This window comes from Hymenobacter sp. YIM 151500-1, from assembly GCF_025979885.1.
GTDB lineage: Bacteria > Bacteroidota > Bacteroidia > Cytophagales > Hymenobacteraceae > Hymenobacter.
The window spans coordinates 695,514-713,147 of the sequence record NZ_CP110139.1; the positions used below are offsets into that span (position 1 = coordinate 695,514).

The window sequence follows — 17,634 nt, forward strand, 5'->3', positions numbered from 1 at the left end:
AGCAAGGCAGAGCCAATCCGTCCTCTTCCTATGCAAGCGTCCGAACTCGCAGAGCCCCTGCCGTGCGCCTCACCCCCCGGCCCCCTCTCCGAAAAGGAGAGGGGGTGCCAGGCGTCGGCAGCTAGCGCCGGAGGGGCGGCATGTTGGTAGGAATTGATAAAGAATAAACGTTCAAAGCCCCAGCGGGGCGGCACCCATCGTTTGCGGATGATGGTGTCGCCCCGCTGGGGCTTGGTCGTTTTAGTACCTCACTCTTTGCTACCGATATGCCGCCCTTCCGGGGCTACCTGTTGACAGGCTTCTCACCTCATACCTCTCACTTCTCGCCTCTCTCTTCTAAAAACCTTACTTCATCTTGCTTTGAATCAGCTTTACTACGTCGGCGTTGCCGCTTTCCTTGGCGTTAGACAGGGCGTCTTTGCCGTCTTTGTCTTTGAGCTTGGGGTTGGCGCCGCTGGTCAGTAGAAACTCTACCACCTCGGCGCTGCCCTGGGCGGCGGCGGCCATCAGGGCGGTGGCGTTGAAGGAGTCGGGCTTGTCGATGGCGGCTTTGTTTTTCACCAGGGCTTTCACCACGTCGAGGTGGCCGTTGCCGGCGGCGATGATGAGAAAGGTAGTCGGGAAGCCGGGCATCATCTCCACGGGCGCATTCACGTCGGCACCGGCCGTAAGCAGGGCGTCCACGTCGGCGGGCTTGTTTTTGACCACGGCTGCGTACACTTTCTGGGTAGGCGTCTGAGCCTGAGCAAGGGCCGCAGCGGAGAGGAAAAATGTTATAGCGAGGAGAAGTCTTTTCATACTGAAACGGGTGGGGCTAGGGTAAGAAACATTTACAAACATACGTAACAAACCCGCTCATTCTACTCGTTTAGGCCAGTATTGTGGTTCCGTAGCTAGCCGTTGCCTGGCGCGGGAACTGGCGCGAGTTTAGCGCAGCGTAACTCGTGCCGAGAATGACGGGAGGCTGTGCCTCCCCACGCCAGAACGACTGACGCCCGCACGGCCCGGTACCGGCTTGCCGCTGGCGCGGCAGTGGAGGCCCAGCCTCCACCTCATGCCCAGGCACGAGGTACGCTGCGCTAACCTCGCGCCAGTGCCCGCGCCAGTACCCGCCAGCAACGGCCAGGTCTCAACCGGGTTTTACGCCTGCTACCGGGCAGAATCTGCTAGGTGCTCTTGGCCCATGCGCTGGGCCATGATGCTGGCCAGCACGATTTGCAGGGCGTGGTAGAGCATGAGCGGGAGCAGCAGCACGCCCGTGGCGGCCGAAGCCGGGAACAGCAGCCGTGCCATTACGCTGCCGTGCACCAACGACTTCTTGGACCCGCAGAACAAGGCCACAATCCGGTCCTCGCGCGAGAAGCCCAGCACGCGGCTCAGGCCCCATACTGCCCCGAACACGGCGAAGTACAAGGCCACCATGCCCGCGCCCAGCGCCAGAATGTCGGCTGGCCCGAAGCTGCGAAACACGCCTTCGGCAAACGACTCGCTGAACGAGGTGTACACGATGAGCAGGATAATTACCTGGTCGAAGGTGCGCAGGGCCTGGCGGTGCCGCTCGGCGAAGCCCCCGAAGCGGCCGTGCAGCACCACGCCCGCCACCACGGGCAGCACCACCTGCCACGTCAGGTCCAGGGCCAGGCCCCAGAGGTGGCCCTCCGGCCCGGTACCCGTGCCCAGCACCAGGCTGGCCCAAAGCGGGGTAAGCACAATGCCAAGCAGACTGGAAATGCTGGCGTTGAAGATGGCCGCCGGCAGATTGCCGCCCGCTATACCCACCATCACCACCGACGTAGACACGGTGCTGGGCAGGGTGCACAGAAAGAAGATGCTCTGCCAGAGTAGCTGCGCCTTCCCAGCGTCCATGAACGGGCGCGCGGCTAGGGCCAGCAGCGGAAACGCCACGAACGTAATCAGCTGCACCACTACGTGCAGGCGCCAGTTGCGCAGGCCGGCCCTGAGCTTTTCCAGGCTCAGCCGCAGCCCGTAGAAAAAGAAAATCAGCGCCACGCCGCCCTTGGTTACCAGTTTCCACGGCACGGGGCTGGCGGCGCTGCCCGCCTCCGGTAGCACATAGGCCAGCCCCACCGCCCCGGCCAGTCCCAGCAGAAACCAGTCGAGCAGCCCCGCCCGGCGCAGCCAGGCGGTGAGGCGGTTTTCGGTGGGCGGCGGAGCGGGAGAGGTGGTAGGAGCAGTCATGCAACAGGGGTAGTAGTGCCGGGTTTGGTCCGGGTAGTGTACGTAGGCTCCCGGCCGGGGGCGCCTTACCTGTCCGGTTGCTCTAAACCATTCGTAGGGAAGCTCCGGTAACCTCCCACCGGCTCCAAATCATTTGGTTTGAAGCAGGTGGGAGGATTTGAGATGCATGGTGCATTCGGCCTTCAACATAAAAGCGCCGGACAAGGTAGCCCGGCGCTTTCAAAAACCAGATGTGAATAGCTTGAGAAGTTAGTAGCGTCTTAGCTGCAAGCTCTTCAATAAGAAAAGCTTGCAGCTTGTGGCTTACAGCTTGCAGCTTACAGCTTCCTACACCGCCGCCAGCTTCTGCTGCTTCCGGCGCTGCTTGCGCAGGCGGTTCAGCCACAGAATGGTGCCGGTGATGGGGAAGGTGAAGCCCAGCACGCACACTACCAGCCCGATAACCTTGCCGGGCCAGCCGAAGGCGGCGCTGGTATGAATGGGCTTAAACCAGCCCCGCACCCGCTGGCCCAGGGTACGCTGCTCGTAGGTTTGCTGGCGCAGCACCTGGCCCGAATACTGGTCGAGGTACACTTCGTCGGTGGCGTTGTCGTAGGCGGCACCGGGCCGCAGTGTGGCTACCCGAATGCTGCCGGTGGCTTCCTTTGGAAGCTGGAGCGAATAGTACACGGCCTGGGGCGCCTGCTGGCGGGCGGCAGCCAGCACGGCATCGGGCGAGAGGGCCGCGGCTGTTGCTGCCGGGGCAGCCGACTGCGGGGGCTCGGGGCGCTGCATGGGCGAGTTGGTGACGGCGTAGATGCCCTTGTTGAACCACTCAAACGACCAGGCCAGCCCCGTAAACGCAAATACCAGCAGGAACAACGCCGAGTAGAAGCCCAGCACAATGTGCAGGTCGTGGTTGAGGCGTTTCCAGCCGCCGGTCCATTTCACGGTGAGGCGCTGGCGCAGGGCCTTGCGCGTGGCCGGCCACCACAGCACGATGCCCGTCAGCAGAATAACCAGGAATATAACGGTGCTCACGCCCACAATGAGCTTGCCCACCGCGCCACCCACCATGCCCCGGTGCAGGGCCATCATCGAGAAAAAGAAAGTCTCGCGGTAGTTCAGCTCCCCCGTCACGGCCGCCGTGTAGGGGTTTAGAAACACCTTGGGCCCGCCACCTTCGCCGCCGCCACCTTTGGGGGGCTTAGGGGCTTGGCTTGCACCTTCCTTCGGTTGGGGGCTTAGGCGCTTGGCTTGTTGGGCTTCGGCGGGCTGTGCAGCTTCGGGCCGGCCTTCGCCTTTCCGCTCCGGGCCGGCCAGGCTGAACTCCACAGTGCGGGTGGGGTCGGCGTACACTTTGAGGCCGGTGATTGTGGCGCCGGGCTTGGCCGCCTGCACGGCCTCGGTGAGGCGGGCCAGGGGCAGGGCGGCGGGCGTGGCAGGGGCTTCCACGAAGTACCGCTCGGGGTGCCAGGCTTGTTCCAGCTCTTTTTCAAACACCAGCACCGCGCCCGTCAGGCACACCACAGCAAGTACCAGCCCCGATGCCAGGCCGAGGTAGAGGTGAATGTTGCGGAAGAAGATTTTCATCAGAAGAAAGCAAAAAATAACGGCTACTCAGGTCGGGCAAGGTCGGCAGAAAACTCGGATGAGGCCAGTTGCAGCCAGTTTCCGGGCCGGGCTTACTTTGTTTTATCTTTACTCACTCACTACCTAAGTGGAGTGAGCAAAGACAACTAAAGACGCTTTGTCATTCCGAGCGGAGCGAGGAATCTGAGGTTAAAGCAAGGCGCTGACCCAGATTCAGCGCTCCGCTCAGAATGACTAGGGAACGGCCGGCAATCAGAGTTGGTAGCTGAACGTGGCCGAGACGTTGCGCGGGGCAATGGGGTTCACGCTGTTGTCGTCGTGCACGTTGTAGCTCAGCTCGTTGAGCACGTTGGCCAGCTTCACGCGCAGCGTAGCCCGCTGGTAGGTGTAGCCCAGGGAGGCGTCGAGCTGGGTGTAGTTGGGCAGGGCTATGTACTTAAACGTATCGGTGGCGGGCTGGCCGTTGCTGACCCAGGGCTGACCCGTGGCCGGGTTCACCTGGCGCGGGTTGCGGCCGGCCAGCCGGTCGCCCACGTAGTAGCCCGTCAGGCCGGCCGTGAAGCCGCGCAGCAGGCCGTTGTCGCCGAACACGCTGCCGAAGTTGTAGAACAAACTCAGGTTGGCCGTGTGGGCCGGGTTGTAGCGCAGGCGGCTGCCGCTGTCGTAGAGGTTGCTCTTGGTAAAAGCCGTGTTGTTGTAGCTGTAGCCGGCAATCAGCGAGGCGCCGAACACGGGCTTGCTCTGCACGTCGACCTCCACGCCCTTGCTCGTTACCTCGCCGGCCAGCTCCTGCGCGCCGTTCTTGATGGTGGCCGTGGCGTACCGCGGGTCGTTGGGTAGCACCGTCTGCACCTGGTTGTTGTTGACGATGTGGTAGGCCGTCACGTTGGCCGTCAGCAGCCCTTTGAACAGGTCGTTCTTGAGGCCCACCTCAAACTGGTCGAGCACCGAGGGCGGCAGCGGCTGCCCGTTCAGGTCCAGGGCCGCGGCGCTGGTATTGGGCACGAAGGAGTTGGCATAGGAGGCAAACAGAGCCGTGGTCTTGATGGGCTGATACACCACGCCCACCCGCGGCGAAAAAGCTTGGTCGAAGCGGCGGTTGTTGGCCAGCGTGCCGGCCAGCTTGCTGGTCGTGTTGGCCACGGTGTTGTAGTAGTAGATGTCGCTGGGCGTTTCCTGGTAGCTCCAGCGCAGGCCGGCCAGCAGCTTTACTTTCGGGCTGAGGCTGAGCAGGTCCTGGGCGTAGAAGCCCGCGCGGCGGGTGTTGCCTTGGGTGTAGGTGTTGCGCACCAGGTTCTGGAAGCCGGTCAGCCGCTCTTTTGGCTGGGCAATCTGTTTGGCCGGGTCCAGGATGTTGATGATGTCGAAAGCAGACACAGCCGTGCCTGCCTTGGTGGGCGAGGCGGGGTTGGTGTAAACCAGCGCCCGGGTTTGATACTGGTCGGCATCCACCCCCAGCAGCACGGCATGCTCCAGGGCGCCCGTGCGGAACTTGCCCATCAGGTCGAGCTGGGCCAGGAAGTAGTTTTCGGCGGTTTCGGTGCGTTGCAGGCCGCGGGTCAGGTCGCCGTAGGTGGCCGCCGCGCCGCTGGGCACGGGCCGGGTGGCACTGCGCAGCTCGTTGTCGTAGCGCTGGAAGCCGGCCACAGCCCGCAGCTGCCAAGCATCGGTGAGGCGGGAGGTGAGCGTGGCGGTGGCGCTGGTCTGGTCGGTACTGTTCAGGGCGCCGGGCACGTTCAGAAAGCGGCTGCGCGAGGGCAGAATCTCGTAGTTGATGGCCCCGATACCGAAGTCGGGCGTGCGCCGGTCGCGCAGGTAGTCGCCTTCCACGATGAGGTCGGTTTTCGGTGTCAGCTTAAACAGCAGGGAAGGGTTGAAGTACACGCGGTTAGTTTCTACCTCGTCGCGGAAGCTGTTGCCCTGCTCGTAGGTGCCGTTCAGCCGGAAGGCCACGCGCTGGCTACTGCCCACACCGCCGTACACGTCTACCATGGGCTTCCAGAACCCGAAGCTACCCGCGCGCAGCCCCACCGAGCCGCCCCGCTCGAAGCGGGGCTTTTTGGTGACCAGGTTGAGCACCCCGCCCGCGGCCACGTTGCCGTACAGGATGGCATTGCTGCCCTTCAGCACCTCAAACCGCTCCAGCGACGACGCCTCGGGCATGATGCCGTTGTTGAAGCGCACTCCGTTCTTGAAGGTATTGTTGCTGCCCAGGGCAAAGCCGCGGCTGGCAATTTCCTCCTGGGTGCCGCCCGTGGCGCCCATCACGTACACCCCACTCACGTTGGCCAGCACGTCGCTGAGGCGCAGCACCTGCTGCTGCTCCAGCACCTGTCGCTCAATCGTGACGGTGCTCTGGGGCAGGTCCAGCGGCGCCACCGGCAGCTTGCCAATGGCCACGGGCCGCTCATTCAGGCCCTTGGAGCCGGTCACGGTAACCTCGCGTAGCTGCTGGCTGCTCTGGGCCAGGGCAAATGCGGGCAGCGTGGTCGTTTCGCCGGCCACGATGGTCACGGCCACCTCCTGGGTGGTATAGCCCAGGCTGCTCACCACCAGCTGATACGCCCCGGCAGGAGCCGATAACCGGAAGCCACCATCTGTGGTGGTGGTAGTGCCATGCGAAGTCCCCTTCAGCGCCACCGTGGCTCCCTCCACTGGCTGCTCGCCGGCATCCGTCACCCGCCCCGCCAGGCGTCCCCGCTGCGCGGTTTCGTCGCCGCCAAGCCGCAGTGTGGCCAGGCAGGACGCGTCAGCTGGGGCAGGAATCGGCGCCGCAGCACACATGGCGGGAAGCGCAAATAGGAATAGGCAGGGGAGAGGGCGGAGCATGGCGGCTTATTTAGACTGTTTAAAAACAGTGCAAAGCAACGCCCTATTTAGATAGATTCAAAACAAGCAAACAAAGAAGGTCTATATTTTTTAGCAACAGGTTCATTATCAACAGGAAAGTCTGGTAGCGCTGACCTGTAAAAGTCCCACCAAACCAGGCTGATACGAACTTACTGTGCGAGGCTGCGTCTGAAAAATCATTCGCACCCTCTTTGACCGTCCTGCTCTATCTAACGTCCGCGCAGCCGTAGTCGAAGCATCTCTCCCGCTTCGTTGAGCAAGCGTCAGGAGTTACCCCGGTAGAGATGTTTCGGCTGCGCGGACGCCAGATGGAGCATGACAATAGCACTTCAACGAAACGAAAGAGATGCTTCGCGGGGCGGGCGCTAGATAGAGCAGGACCGTTCCAATGCTTTCAGACACAGCTAGCAGTACGAGGAATCGGTACCAGCTACGTAAGCGTAGTTAGAAACGCAACTGGTGGAGGCCTTGCGTGAACGGGCGGCCTTTGCAATGCAAGTCACGTGCTCCACTTCCCGGCAACTGTCCCCGACCCACACCCCCCGGATGTGAAGGCGCGTAGTACCGGCTGCCCGCTGAACGGCTAGCACTGCGTGTTAAGAAGGCACGGACAACGAGACGCGGGATAGTGCGGCCCTGTACCCCATCGGCTCCTCATGCCTGGCTTCGGCGGCTACCAAGAAGCCGCCTCGCTGACCGCTTCGGCCTGCCCTTGCTCCGGCAGACCACAGGCCTCAGCCAGCAGCTCGTAGGAGCGGAGCCGGTCGGCGAAATCGTGGGTGATGGTTACGGCGCAGATTTCGTCCACGCCGTAGTTAGCGGCCAGCTGCTCCAGCTGCGGCTTCACCTGCTCCGGCGTGCCGAACACCAGGCGCTGGTTGTGGTACGCCAGCCGGGCGCGGTGCTCAGCGGGCAGGGCGGCCAGGTCCACTTCCTCGGCCGGACCAATGGGCGTGAAGTTGCCGGTTTCCAGCTTCAGCAGTTGCAGGGCCAGGTTGTTGGCCAGGCGCCGGGCGTGGGCTTCGGTGTCGGCGCAGAGCACGAAGATGGCCACGTTGGCCAGGGGCTCGGCCAGTTCCGGCGAGGGCCGGAACCGCTGCCGGTACAGCTCCACCATGTTGGGGCCGCCCTGGGGGTTGATGAAGTGAGCAAACGAAAACGCCGCCCCCAGCTGGGCTGCAAACAACCCGCTCTGCCCGCTGGAGCTAAGCAGCCACAGCGCCGGCCGGGTGTCGGTAAACGGCGCGGCCTTCACTTTCATATGAATGGTGTCGGGCACCACTTCGTCGCGCAGAAAAGCGCGCAGGTCCATGAGTTGCTCGGCAAAGTCCTCGTCGCGGAAGGTGTTGTGCGGGTTGAGGGCGTGAGCCGTAATCCGGTCGGTGCCGGGCGCGCGGCCGATGCCCAGGTCGATGCGGCCGGGGTACAGGGTTTCGAGCACCCGGAAGCTCTCGGCTACTTTCAGGGCCGAGTAGTGGGGCAGCATCACCCCGCCCGAGCCCAGCCGGATGCGGGAGGTTTCGGCGCCCAGGCGGGCCAGCAGCACCTCCGGCGCCGAGCCAGCCAGCGTACGGGTGTTGTGGTGCTCACTCACCCAAAACCGGGTGTAGCCGAGCTGGTCGGCCAGGCGGGCCAGCTCCAGGGTGTGCAGCAGGGCCTCGCGCGGGGTGCGTCCCTGCGGCACCGGCGACTGGTCGAGCACACTTAACCGCAAGGCGGAAGGTGTTTTCATAGGAAACGCGAATAGCTCATATAACCGCGGCGGGTGCCCGGAGGTTCGCGGCTCTGGTTCCGCTTACCCACAGCTGGCCGTTGCTAGCGGGAACTGGCGCGAGGTTAGCGCAGCGTACCTCGTGCCTGGGCATGAGGTGGAGGCTGGGCCTCCACTGCCGCACCAGCGGCAGGCCGGAACTGGACCGTTAGGGGCAGGCGTCGGTCGTTCTGGCGTGGGGAGGCACAGCCTCCCGTCATAGTGGGCACGAGGTACGCTGCGCTAACCTCGCGCCAGTAACCGCCAGTACCTACCAGGCACCGCCAGTTACCAGCCATCTGACCCGGCTACCTGCTCCAAGGCATCTACATCGGCGGCGTTGAGCAGATGCAGGTGACGGGTGATTTTCTGGGCCGGCCAGTCCCACCACGCCAGGCGGTTCAGGCGCTCCACGGTGGCTTCGTCGAAGCGGAAGCGGAGTACCTGGGCCGGGTTGCCGGCCACAATGGCGTAGGCGGGTACATGGCGCGTTACCACGGCCTTCGTGGCCACGACGGCGCCGTTGCCGATGTGCACGCCGGGCATGATGGTGGCTTCGTGCCCAATCCAGACGTCGTGGCCCACCACGGTATCACCCTTCGAGGGGTACTTGTCGCGCACGTCCTGCCCGGCCATCAGCGTCTCCCAGCCGCCCCCGAAAATGGCGAATGGATAGGTAGAAATGGGGGCTGTCTCGTGGTTGCCGCCGTTCATGATAAACTTCACCCCCGAAGCCAGAGCGCAAAACTTCCCGATGATGAGCCGGTCGCCAAGGAAATCGAAGTGATACAGCACATTCCGCTCGAAATTGGCGGGGTCGTCCAGGTCGTCGTAGTACGTGTAGTCGCCCACGATGATGTTGGGCCGGGTGATAAGGTTTTTGAGAAACACCAGCCTGCGGTGGTGGGGCAGCGGATGGAGCGTAGCGGGGTCGGGGCCGTGCATAGGGGGAGAGCATAACGAGTGGCCTCGTAAACATAGCGGGTTTGCGGCCCCACGGCTTACCTTCGCGGCCGTATGATTTCAGCCTTTACCATAGCCCTGCTGTGCGGGGCGGCTTTTCTGGCCGGATTGATTGATTCCGTGGTGGGCGGGGGCGGGCTGATTCAGCTGCCGGCCATGCTGCTGCTGCTCAAGGGCACGCCGGTACCCACCATTTTTGGCACCGGCAAGGTATCCTCATTGATGGGCACGGCCGCGGCGCTGCGGCGCTACGCCGGGCAGGTGCCGCTGCGCTGGCGGGCAGTAGGTACGGCGGCAGTTGTGGCGGGGGTGTTTTCGTGGCTGGGGGCGCGGGTGGTGAGCCGCCTGCCCCAGGAGCTGCTGCCGCCGCTGGTGCTGGGGCTGCTGGTCGTCATTGCCGTTTACACCTTCTGGCGCAAAGACTTTGGCTCCATCCACGCCCCGCGTCTGCCCGCCCGGCGCGAGCCGCTGTACGGCGCCGCCGTGGGCCTGGTCATCGGCTTCTACGACGGGTTTTTCGGGCCGGGCACGGGGTCGTTTCTGCTGTTTGCCTTCGTGGGGCTGTTCGGCTACGATTTTATCACTTCGTCGGCCTCGGCCAAGCTGGTCAACGTGGCCACCAACCTGGCGGCCCTGGCCTACTTCGCCTCCACGGGCCAGATTCTCTGGTCCGTCGCCTTACCCATGGCCGCCAGCAACATCGTCGGCTCCACGCTGGGCGCCCACCTGGCCCTGCGCCACGGTACCGGCTTCGTGCGCGGCCTGTTCCTGCTGGTCGTCAGCGTCTTTATTATCAAGCTGGGCTGGCAGGTGGTGAATGAGTAAGTGAGTGAACGTCAGCCCCAGCGGGACGACCTATCGGTGGCACCCACTGGCTGTATTCGTTTGCAAAGCCCCAGCGGGGCGGCACCATTCGTGTGCGGACGATGGGGGCCGCCCCGCTGGGGCTGGCGCCTCACCACCTACTCCTCGTACCGGCTGGGCAGGCCGGGGGCGGGGGTGCCTTGGGGCGCTTGGCTGCTCGGAACGCCCATCTTCTCTTCGCGCTTGCGCTGGTACTTGTCGAACTGCTGGGGCGTGAGGGCCTCTTTCAGCATAGCCAGGCGGGCCTGGCCGATGTCATCCACAACGGCAGCTATCTTGCGCATGTCCTGGCGGTAGGTGTGGCGGGCGGTTTCCACGTTCCGAACGCTGACCAGGTTAATCTGGCGAACCTTCTCTACCTGTGGCGGAGTCAGGGCCAGGGCCTTTTGCATGTTGGCCGTCAGGGCGTTGGCGCGGGCTTCCACCTGAGCCTCGTTGAGGGCGGGGCGGCCAGGGGCTGCGGCAGGACGGCTACTCGCGGCCGGTGCCGGGCCGGGGGCTTTGGCTACGCCCGCTGCGGCTGGTTTTGGTTTCGGAGAAGCCGAGGTTTGGGCGCGCACGGCTGCCGGAGCCAGCAGCAGCACAAAGACAAGCAGGGAAGTTTTCATTAGACAAAACGCCGCTAAAAATCGGGCCAGACGTACTAAAAACCTGGAGCCGAACGCGGCCAACGGATGGTAAAGATGGCGGGTAAAAAGCTATTCTACCCGCCACAACGCCAAACCAAGCGCTTGTATTCCCCGCCACCAACGAAATCTGCGGCGCGCGTAACCTTTGCCGCCGGGTTTCCTTACACCGGGTAGTTGAGCATATCCACCTTACGTCATCGTATGAAACGTGAAACCCGAAACACCTGGCTGGCCGCCGCCGCTGGCCTGGGCGCCTTAGCCGCCACCACCCTTTACCTCAACCGCCGCGGCTCCTACGACCTCGCCGGCCGCGTGGTCCTCATCACGGGCGGCTCGCGCGGCCTGGGGCTGGTGCTGGCCCGGCAGGCCGTGGCCGAAGGTGCCAAAGTCGCCATTTGCGCCCGCGACGCCGACGAGCTGGAGCGCGCCCGCCAGGAGCTAACCCAGGACGGCGCCGAGGTGCTGGCCCTGGTGCGCGACCTGACCAGCGCCGACGAAGTGCGCGGCCTGGTGGAGCAAGTGCAGCGCCAGCTGGGACCCATTGATGTGCTGGTCAACAACGCCGGCATCATCACGGCCGGCCCCCTCGACCACATGGACCTGCCCGAGTACGAGGATTCCATGAACACCCACTTCTGGGCGCCGCTGCACGCCATGCAGGCCGTGCTGCCGGCCATGCGCCGCCGTGGCGAGGGCCGCATCGTGAACATTGCCTCGGTGGGCGGCAAGGTGGCCGTGCCCCACCTGGCTCCCTACTGCGCCAGCAAGTTTGCCCTGGTAGGTCTGAGCGAGGGGTTCCGGGCCGAGCTGCTGCAATACGGCATTCAGGTCACCACTGTGTGCCCCGGCCTGATGCGCACTGGCAGCGCCCGCCACGCCATCGTCAAAGGCCAGCATAAAAAGGAGTACGCCACCTTCATTATTGCCGACTCCCTGCCCGCCCTCACGGTGGATGCCGAGTCGGCGGCGCGGCAGATCTGGAATGCCTGCCGCCGCGGCGACGCCGAGCTAATCATCGGCTTGCCGGCCAAGGTGCTGTCGGCTTTTCACGGCCTGCTGCCGGGCACCACGGCCAACCTGCTCAGCTGGGTGAACCGCGCCCTGCCCGGCCCCGCCGGCGAGGCCGGCGACGAGCGCCGCCGCGGCTACGAAAGCGAGTCGGAAGTGTCGCGCTCCTGGCTCACCAACCTCACCCGCAAGGCCGAAAAGCAGAACAACGAGGTGTAAGTAGTCGGCCGTAGGCTGTAGTGCGAACTGTAGCTGCGCTGACCTTCGGTTATAGTTCGCATATTGGCGCGCCATCAGAACAAGGTCGTAGCCGTGTAGCATGAATCGAAGGTCAGCGCTACACCGCTACATATTCATAACAAAGTGATTTGTGACAAAACGTTTTGTCACAAATCACTTTGTCATGAAAAATTTGCCACACGCTTTGGCGTGTTCCCCTAGTGCTAGCGGAAAGCATTCTATTTGCCATCTTGCGCCCGTGGCCTATCCTGTTCATCTAACCATGGGCTCCCTTACGCTGCCCATCCACTTGCTGCTGGAGGTGCTGGCGTATTCCGGGGGCTTTCGGCTGTACCAGTACTTGCGCACTCGCACCCAGGACCTCATTTCCGACGAGCACCGCCTCCTGATTTTTGTAGGCTGCGCGACGGGGGGCCTGCTTGGGTCGCGGGTGCTGGGCCTGCTGGAGCACCCGGAGCTGCTGGGGCACCCGCCCGGCGGCTGGGTGTACTACCTCACCAACAAAACCATTGTGGGCGGCCTGCTTGGTGGCCTGATAGGAGTGGAGCTAACCAAGCGGCACCTTGGCATCACGGCTTCCAGCGGCGACCTGATGGTATTTCCCATCCTGCTGGGTATGAGCATCGGGCGGCTAGGCTGCCACCTCTCCGGCCTCGAAGACGGCACCTTCGGCACGGCCACAGCCTTGCCCTGGGGCATTGACTTCGGCGACGGCGTAGCGCGCCACCCTACCAACTTGTACGAAATTGGGTGGCTAGTCCTGCTTGGGGCTGGGCTGTGGTTGCTGGAGCGGCGCAGGCCGCTCCCGAATGGCTGGCGGTTCCGGCTGTTTATGGTGGGCTACCTGCTATTCCGCCTGCTGGTGGAGTTCATCAAGCCCACGCCCGCCCCGGCCGGCTGGGGCCTCACGGCTATACAATGGGCTTGTGTAGCCGGGCTGGGGTATTATGTCTGGCTGTTTGGGCGGGATGGAGTAGTAAGTCAACATCAAGTAGTATAATTTAATATTAAAGCTTAAATGGCTTGTATATCAAGATATTTGACGACGGTTTTTATGTTGCTTGTGACACTTGCGGCCAAAGCTCAGCAACTGGATAGTTGTGGTCTGGATGATACACCCACGCTGAACCACCAGGAAGCAACGTATTTGAATTTCTTTTTCAAGGATACACGCGGCAGCTTTAATTTTCTGAATAAGAGTGCTGTTTTTATAACGGGCAGCAGTGGGCATACCATCGGAACAAAGTCTGCCTATTTTAGGGACGTTTCGAGTTGGATGGCCGATGGCAATTCAATTGTAACCAGCTACGCTATCTTGAATGTGGACCAAGTAAATCAGTCGGGTGGGTACGAGGTCATTCTGTTTTATTGGGTTAAGGTGTCTCCATCTCCTAAAGCAGTTATTAGAAAAATCAACGCCCGCACGTCACTGGTGCCTTAAACCTACTTCTTATGCCCGAACGGCCCTATACTTACTACGACTTTACCCTGAGCCTCTGTCCGCACTGCCTGCGCCGCGTTGAGGCCAAGATTGTGTTTGAAGATGGCGGCGTGTACATGCTCAAGCGCTGCCCGGAACACGGCCGCCAGCGCGTGCTCATTGCCACCGACGTAGAGTACTACAAAAGCATCCGCAACTACGTGAAGCCTAGCGAAACGCCGCGCCGCTTCAACACCGCCACTCACTACGGCTGCCCCTACGACTGCGGCCTGTGCCAGGACCACGAGCAACACTCCTGCCTCACCGTCATTGAAATTACGGACCGCTGCAACCTCACCTGCCCCACCTGCTACGCCGAGAGCAGCCCCCTGCACGGCCGGCACCGCACGCTGGCCGAGGTAGAAGCCATGGTGGATGTGCTGGTAGAAAACGAGGGTGAGCCCGACGTAGTGCAGATTTCGGGCGGGGAGCCCACGCTGCACCCCCAGTTCTGGGAGATTCTGGACATGTGCAAGCGCAAGCCCATCAAGCACCTGATGGTGAACACCAATGGCGTACGCCTGGCCAAAGACGAGGAGTTTGTAGCCCGCCTGGCTACCTACGCCGGGGCGTTTGAGGTGTATCTACAATTCGACTCGTTCAGGCAAGAGGCGCTGGAAGCCCTGCGCGGGCGCGACCTGCGCCAGGTGCGCCTCCAGGCCCTGGAACACCTCAACAAATACAACCTCAGCACCACGCTGGTCGTGACCTTGCAAAAGGGGCTGAACGATGATGAAATGGGCGACATCATCGACTTTGCCCTCCGGCAGCGCTGCGTGCGGGGCGTCACGTTCCAACCCACCCAAGCCGCCGGCCGCTTAGAGCACTTCGACCCCGCCACCGACCGGCTCAGCCTCACCGAAGTGCGCCAGGGCATTATCCGGCAAAGCTCGGTGTTCACGGCCCAGGACTTGCTGCCCGTGCCCTGCAACCCCGATGCCCTGGCCATGGCCTACGCCCTCAAGCTCGACGGCGAGGTGTTTCCGCTCACGCGCTACGTAGACCCCGCCGACCTGCTCCAGAGCGCCGGCAACACCATTGTATACGAGCGGGACCCGCGCCTGCGCCAGCACCTGTTGCGCCTGTTTAGCACGGCCAATACCGTGGATACGGTGCTGCCCGAGATGAACCAGCTGCTCTGCTGCCTGCCCCAGGTGCAGGCCCCCAACCTGGGCTACGACAACCTATTCCGCATCATCATCCTACAGTTTATGGACGCGTGGAACTTCGACGTGCGGGCCGTCAAGAAGTCCTGTGTGCACATCGTTAGCAAGGACCTGAAAATCATTCCTTTCGAAACCATGAACCTGCTCTACCGCGACGCTGAAAAGCAGCAGCGGCTGGAGGTTCTGCGCGACATTCCAGTGCTGTAAATGGAAAACCAACTTCCTCAACCGTCACCACCCGAGCAGCCCCGCCCCTCCGATGGGGAATGGATGCTGATTATTTTGTTCGGCAACGTCGTGCTGGTGGTGCTGTGCGTGTCGCTAGGGGGCTTTTTTCTGCTGCTGCTTTTGCCAGTAGCCAATATTATAGCGGGGCTGTTAGTGCTGCTGGGGGGAAGAAAGAGATTGGGGCTGATGATGGTGTTGTCTGTGCTGGTGCTTGGTCTAATTGGCTTCGGCACTTGTGCGCTGATGCTGTCCAATCTCAGCATTCACTAACAAAGTATTTCAGCAGCACTACTCAGTGCGAAAACACCAGCGTGTAGATGGTAGCTGAGCCATTTTCGGCGGTTTGCGTCAGCTCTTTTACCGCAAACCGGCGAGTTATGCCCGACTGCACCACGGTAAGAGAATCGCCGCCCGGGATGAGCTTCTAGGAGCCGGTTTGGTGCGGCGGGGCTTCGGGGTGGGTCTTCAACTGGGCTTCATCCAGCGCGTAGCTGCCATCGGCTTTGAAAATCTGTTCGGTTGTCGCGCTGAAACGCTTTCAGGCGGGCCAGCATTTCCACGGCCGGCGCTTACCCGGTGGTTAGGCGCCAGGGGGCAGCCTCGCAAGCGGCGAATACCAGCGCACAAGCCAGCACGACCAGGACCACGAGCAGTTTTTCATGAAAATGGGTTTTGCCAACGGGGCGACAACACCTGAATAAATGTGGTGCAGCGCATCTGGCGCGTGTCTCCCACTAAATGCCCAACTTCACTTTTCCACGGTGGCCGGTAGCCTGAGATGATACTTGCATTTTTATGCTAAAGTGGGCGCAGGCTGGCAAACCGGGCATACGTACGTAGCTCGGCCGCCCACGTAGCTTTTTACAATTTCCGTATTGGCGTGGCGGGGGCAAAACCGGTGGGCATCGGTGCCGGGGGTGGCGGAGTCGTCCCACTGCCGGGCGTGAATCAGGAAGTCGGCCGGAAAATGGCGGTAGGTGGCTTCATGCCGGATGGCCGTGCCTAGCACATGCTGAATGGCGCCGTGCAGGGCCTGGTACTCGTCGGCTTGTAGCGTATGGGCGAGGCGCTCCGGGTGGATGCCGGCCTGAAACAGCACCTCGTCCACAATCCAGTTGCCCAAGCCTGCCGTGATGCTCTGGTCTAACAAGAGGGGCTTCACGGCTACTTTGCGGCGTTGCAGTTTCTGCTGCAGCTGCTCCGGGCTGATGTCCAGGGCGTCGGGGCCCAGCTTCTTGGCCTGCTGGTAGGTTTCGATGCTGTCGGCCAGCCGGATGCGCCCGAACTTGCGCGGGTCGATGAAGGCAACGCGCAGGCCGGAGTCCAGGTACAAGGTCACACGCGTAAACCGGGGTCGGTCGGCTGGGTCGCGGTAGGCGCCCACGTCACCGGTCATGCCAAAGTGCAGCACCAGCACCCGGCCATCGTCGAGCAGCAGAAAGCAGTTTTTACCTAGACGCCCCGTATCCCGGACGGTTCGGCCCACCACGGCCTGGCGCAACGTGTCTTCGTCAACGGCCAGCACGTGGGCATCGTGCACTTCCAGCGCGGTTATGGTTTGCGCTACAACTAGTTCGTGAAGAAAGCGGCGGTAAGTTTCTACTTCGGGTAGTTCGGGCACAGCAAGAAAACAGAGAAGTGAAAAAGCCAGGAGCGGCCAGCTTTCAACAACCTGAAGCGTCGCAAAGTTGCTGGTGGCTGATGCTGGACCGTTAGCAGTCCAGCATCGAACCCAGATTCCTCGCGCTGCTCGGAATGACAGGTGCTTTTACACGGTCAGGGTGCCGCTGACTACCACGATACCTGTGCCCCCGATGCGCACGGCTTGCAGGTTGGTGGGGGTGCCGTCGAGGCGGACGTGCACGGTGCCGGGGCGGCCCAGCCAGTGGCCTTGCTCGGCCACAAACTCGGGCCGGGACAGACAACCGTAGTGCCAGAGGTAGGCAGCCATGCCCCCGGTGGCGGAGCCCGTTACGGGGTCTTCCACCACGTCGGGCGGGGTGCAGAAGTGGCGGGCAAACGTGTGCCCGGCCGCCGTGGCCCCGCCCAGGCAAAAGAGGTGGGTGCTGAAAAAGCCGGACGCGGCCCGGTACTGGTCGAGGCCAGCGGCGTCGGCCAGGCGGGCCCGGCGCAGGGCTTCGGGGCCGCGCAGCAGCACCATGAGCTGGGGTGTGCCGGTGCTTACGGTGTGCAAAGGGGCACCGGGGTGCACATCATCGGGCGAGAGGCCAAAAAAAGGCAGCACCACGGCCGGGTCGTGGGTGCGGCCAAATTCCGGCCGCCGCTGGGTCATCCACACCGGCGCCGGGGTACCGGGCACCGGCGGGGCCAGCACCTCTACCTGAATGGGGCCGTGCAGCAGCTCCAGCTGCAAACGGAGCGGCGCCTCCAGGCCAGGCAGTGGCAGGCGGCCGGTGTGCAGCAGCGCCGTGAGCGTGGCAATGGTAGGGTGGCCCGCCAGCGGAATTTCCTCGGCTGGCGTGAAGTAGCGCACCCCAAAGTCGGCCACTGCCGAGCGGCGCACAAAGGCCGTTTCCGACTGATTGAACTCCCGCGCCAGGCGTTGCATCTGCTCGTCGGCCAGCGTATCGGCATCCAGCACTACGGCGCACGGGTTGCCGCCCAGGGCCGTATCGGTGAAAGCGTCAACCAGCAGAAAAGGGTAGGAGCGCGGCATGAGGCAAC

At 62.8% G+C, this 17,634-nt stretch carries 15 protein-coding genes; 6 read left to right on the forward strand and 9 right to left on the reverse strand.

Features of this window, described 5'->3' with window-relative positions; all coding sequences use genetic code 11:
- Positions 1-345: 345 nt before the first annotated feature.
- The 6 genes from OIS53_RS02770 to OIS53_RS02795 all read right to left on the reverse strand — a co-directional run bounded on the left by OIS53_RS02770 (position 346) and on the right by OIS53_RS02795 (position 9,316).
- On the reverse strand, positions 346-798 hold the full coding sequence (locus OIS53_RS02770) for an ankyrin repeat domain-containing protein (RefSeq protein WP_264680861.1): 453 nt from the start codon (positions 796-798) through the stop codon (positions 346-348).
- 351 nt (positions 799-1,149) lie between these two features.
- Positions 1,150-2,199 carry a bile acid:sodium symporter family protein gene (locus OIS53_RS02775; RefSeq protein ID WP_264680862.1) on the reverse strand — a complete coding sequence of 350 codons (1,050 nt, stop codon included), beginning with the start codon at positions 2,197-2,199 and terminating at the stop codon, positions 1,150-1,152.
- 327 nt (positions 2,200-2,526) lie between these two features.
- The gene (locus OIS53_RS02780; protein ID WP_264680863.1) at positions 2,527-3,771 is read right to left on the reverse strand and encodes a PepSY-associated TM helix domain-containing protein; all 1,245 of its coding nucleotides are present in this window, start codon (positions 3,769-3,771) and stop codon (positions 2,527-2,529) included.
- Between the two features lie 252 nt (positions 3,772-4,023).
- Positions 4,024-6,600 carry a TonB-dependent receptor gene (locus OIS53_RS02785; protein ID WP_264680864.1) on the reverse strand — a complete coding sequence of 859 codons (2,577 nt, stop codon included), beginning with the start codon at positions 6,598-6,600 and terminating at the stop codon, positions 4,024-4,026.
- Between the two features lie 694 nt (positions 6,601-7,294).
- Complete coding sequence (locus OIS53_RS02790) at positions 7,295-8,353, reverse strand: LLM class flavin-dependent oxidoreductase (RefSeq protein ID WP_264680865.1); 1,059 nt, start codon at positions 8,351-8,353, stop codon at positions 7,295-7,297.
- 306 nt (positions 8,354-8,659) lie between these two features.
- On the reverse strand, positions 8,660-9,316 hold the full coding sequence (locus OIS53_RS02795) for a CatB-related O-acetyltransferase (protein ID WP_264680866.1): 657 nt from the start codon (positions 9,314-9,316) through the stop codon (positions 8,660-8,662).
- Between the two features lie 72 nt (positions 9,317-9,388).
- Between OIS53_RS02795 and OIS53_RS02800 the strand changes: the two genes are divergently transcribed.
- Complete coding sequence (locus tag OIS53_RS02800) at positions 9,389-10,159, forward strand: sulfite exporter TauE/SafE family protein (protein ID WP_264680867.1); 771 nt, start codon at positions 9,389-9,391, stop codon at positions 10,157-10,159.
- A 137-nt stretch (positions 10,160-10,296) separates the two neighbouring features.
- On the opposite strand, the gene OIS53_RS02805 is transcribed toward OIS53_RS02800, so the two are convergent.
- The gene (locus OIS53_RS02805) at positions 10,297-10,806 is read right to left on the reverse strand and encodes a hypothetical protein (protein ID WP_264680868.1); all 510 of its coding nucleotides are present in this window, start codon (positions 10,804-10,806) and stop codon (positions 10,297-10,299) included.
- Positions 10,807-11,028: 222 nt separating this feature from the next.
- Here OIS53_RS02805 and OIS53_RS02810 point away from each other — a divergent pair, with 222 nt between their 5' ends.
- The 5 genes from OIS53_RS02810 to OIS53_RS02830 all read left to right on the forward strand — a co-directional run bounded on the left by OIS53_RS02810 (position 11,029) and on the right by OIS53_RS02830 (position 15,219).
- Positions 11,029-12,054, forward strand: coding sequence for an SDR family NAD(P)-dependent oxidoreductase (locus OIS53_RS02810; RefSeq protein WP_264680869.1), 1,026 nt, complete (start codon positions 11,029-11,031; stop codon positions 12,052-12,054).
- Positions 12,055-12,313: 259 nt separating this feature from the next.
- On the forward strand, positions 12,314-13,075 hold the full coding sequence (locus tag OIS53_RS02815) for a prolipoprotein diacylglyceryl transferase (RefSeq protein WP_264680870.1): 762 nt from the start codon (positions 12,314-12,316) through the stop codon (positions 13,073-13,075).
- A gap of 39 nt (positions 13,076-13,114) precedes the next feature.
- Positions 13,115-13,516: a hypothetical protein gene (locus tag OIS53_RS02820; protein ID WP_264680871.1), complete on the forward strand. Its 402-nt coding sequence runs from the start codon at positions 13,115-13,117 to the stop codon at positions 13,514-13,516.
- A gap of 11 nt (positions 13,517-13,527) precedes the next feature.
- Positions 13,528-14,928 (forward strand): radical SAM protein, encoded by a 1,401-nt coding sequence (locus OIS53_RS02825; RefSeq protein WP_264680872.1) that lies wholly within the window; start codon positions 13,528-13,530, stop codon positions 14,926-14,928.
- Entirely contained in the window at positions 14,929-15,219 is a 291-nt protein-coding gene (locus tag OIS53_RS02830; protein WP_264680873.1) for a hypothetical protein, read from the forward strand. It abuts the gene before it with no gap.
- Between the two features lie 523 nt (positions 15,220-15,742).
- On the opposite strand, the gene mutM is transcribed toward OIS53_RS02830, so the two are convergent.
- Together mutM and OIS53_RS02840 are read right to left on the reverse strand one after the other, a co-directional pair.
- Complete coding sequence (mutM, locus tag OIS53_RS02835; RefSeq protein ID WP_264680874.1) at positions 15,743-16,570, reverse strand: DNA-formamidopyrimidine glycosylase; 828 nt, start codon at positions 16,568-16,570, stop codon at positions 15,743-15,745.
- Positions 16,571-16,717: 147 nt separating this feature from the next.
- Complete coding sequence (locus OIS53_RS02840; RefSeq protein WP_264680875.1) at positions 16,718-17,626, reverse strand: PhzF family phenazine biosynthesis protein; 909 nt, start codon at positions 17,624-17,626, stop codon at positions 16,718-16,720.
- Positions 17,627-17,634 lie beyond the last annotated feature (8 nt).

Bases quoted from the DNA above. Each gene is read 5' to 3' on its own strand.
- OIS53_RS02795 (WP_264680866.1), bottom strand. From the start codon at position 9,316: ATGCACGGCCCCGACCCCGCTACGCTCCATCCGCTGCCCCACCACCGC.
- OIS53_RS02840 (WP_264680875.1), bottom strand. From the start codon at position 17,626: ATGCCGCGCTCCTACCCTTTTCTGCTGGTTGACGCTTTCACCGATACG.
- OIS53_RS02825 (WP_264680872.1), top strand. From the start codon at position 13,528: ATGCCCGAACGGCCCTATACTTACTACGACTTTACCCTGAGCCTCTGT.
- OIS53_RS02810 (WP_264680869.1), top strand. From the start codon at position 11,029: ATGAAACGTGAAACCCGAAACACCTGGCTGGCCGCCGCCGCTGGCCTG.
- OIS53_RS02805 (WP_264680868.1), bottom strand. From the start codon at position 10,806: ATGAAAACTTCCCTGCTTGTCTTTGTGCTGCTGCTGGCTCCGGCAGCC.
- OIS53_RS02830 (WP_264680873.1), top strand. From the start codon at position 14,929: ATGGAAAACCAACTTCCTCAACCGTCACCACCCGAGCAGCCCCGCCCC.
- OIS53_RS02775 (WP_264680862.1), bottom strand. From the start codon at position 2,199: ATGACTGCTCCTACCACCTCTCCCGCTCCGCCGCCCACCGAAAACCGC.
- OIS53_RS02770 (WP_264680861.1), bottom strand. From the start codon at position 798: ATGAAAAGACTTCTCCTCGCTATAACATTTTTCCTCTCCGCTGCGGCC.
- OIS53_RS02790 (WP_264680865.1), bottom strand. From the start codon at position 8,353: ATGAAAACACCTTCCGCCTTGCGGTTAAGTGTGCTCGACCAGTCGCCG.
- OIS53_RS02785 (WP_264680864.1), bottom strand. From the start codon at position 6,600: ATGCTCCGCCCTCTCCCCTGCCTATTCCTATTTGCGCTTCCCGCCATG.
- OIS53_RS02780 (WP_264680863.1), bottom strand. From the start codon at position 3,771: ATGAAAATCTTCTTCCGCAACATTCACCTCTACCTCGGCCTGGCATCG.
- OIS53_RS02800 (WP_264680867.1), top strand. From the start codon at position 9,389: ATGATTTCAGCCTTTACCATAGCCCTGCTGTGCGGGGCGGCTTTTCTG.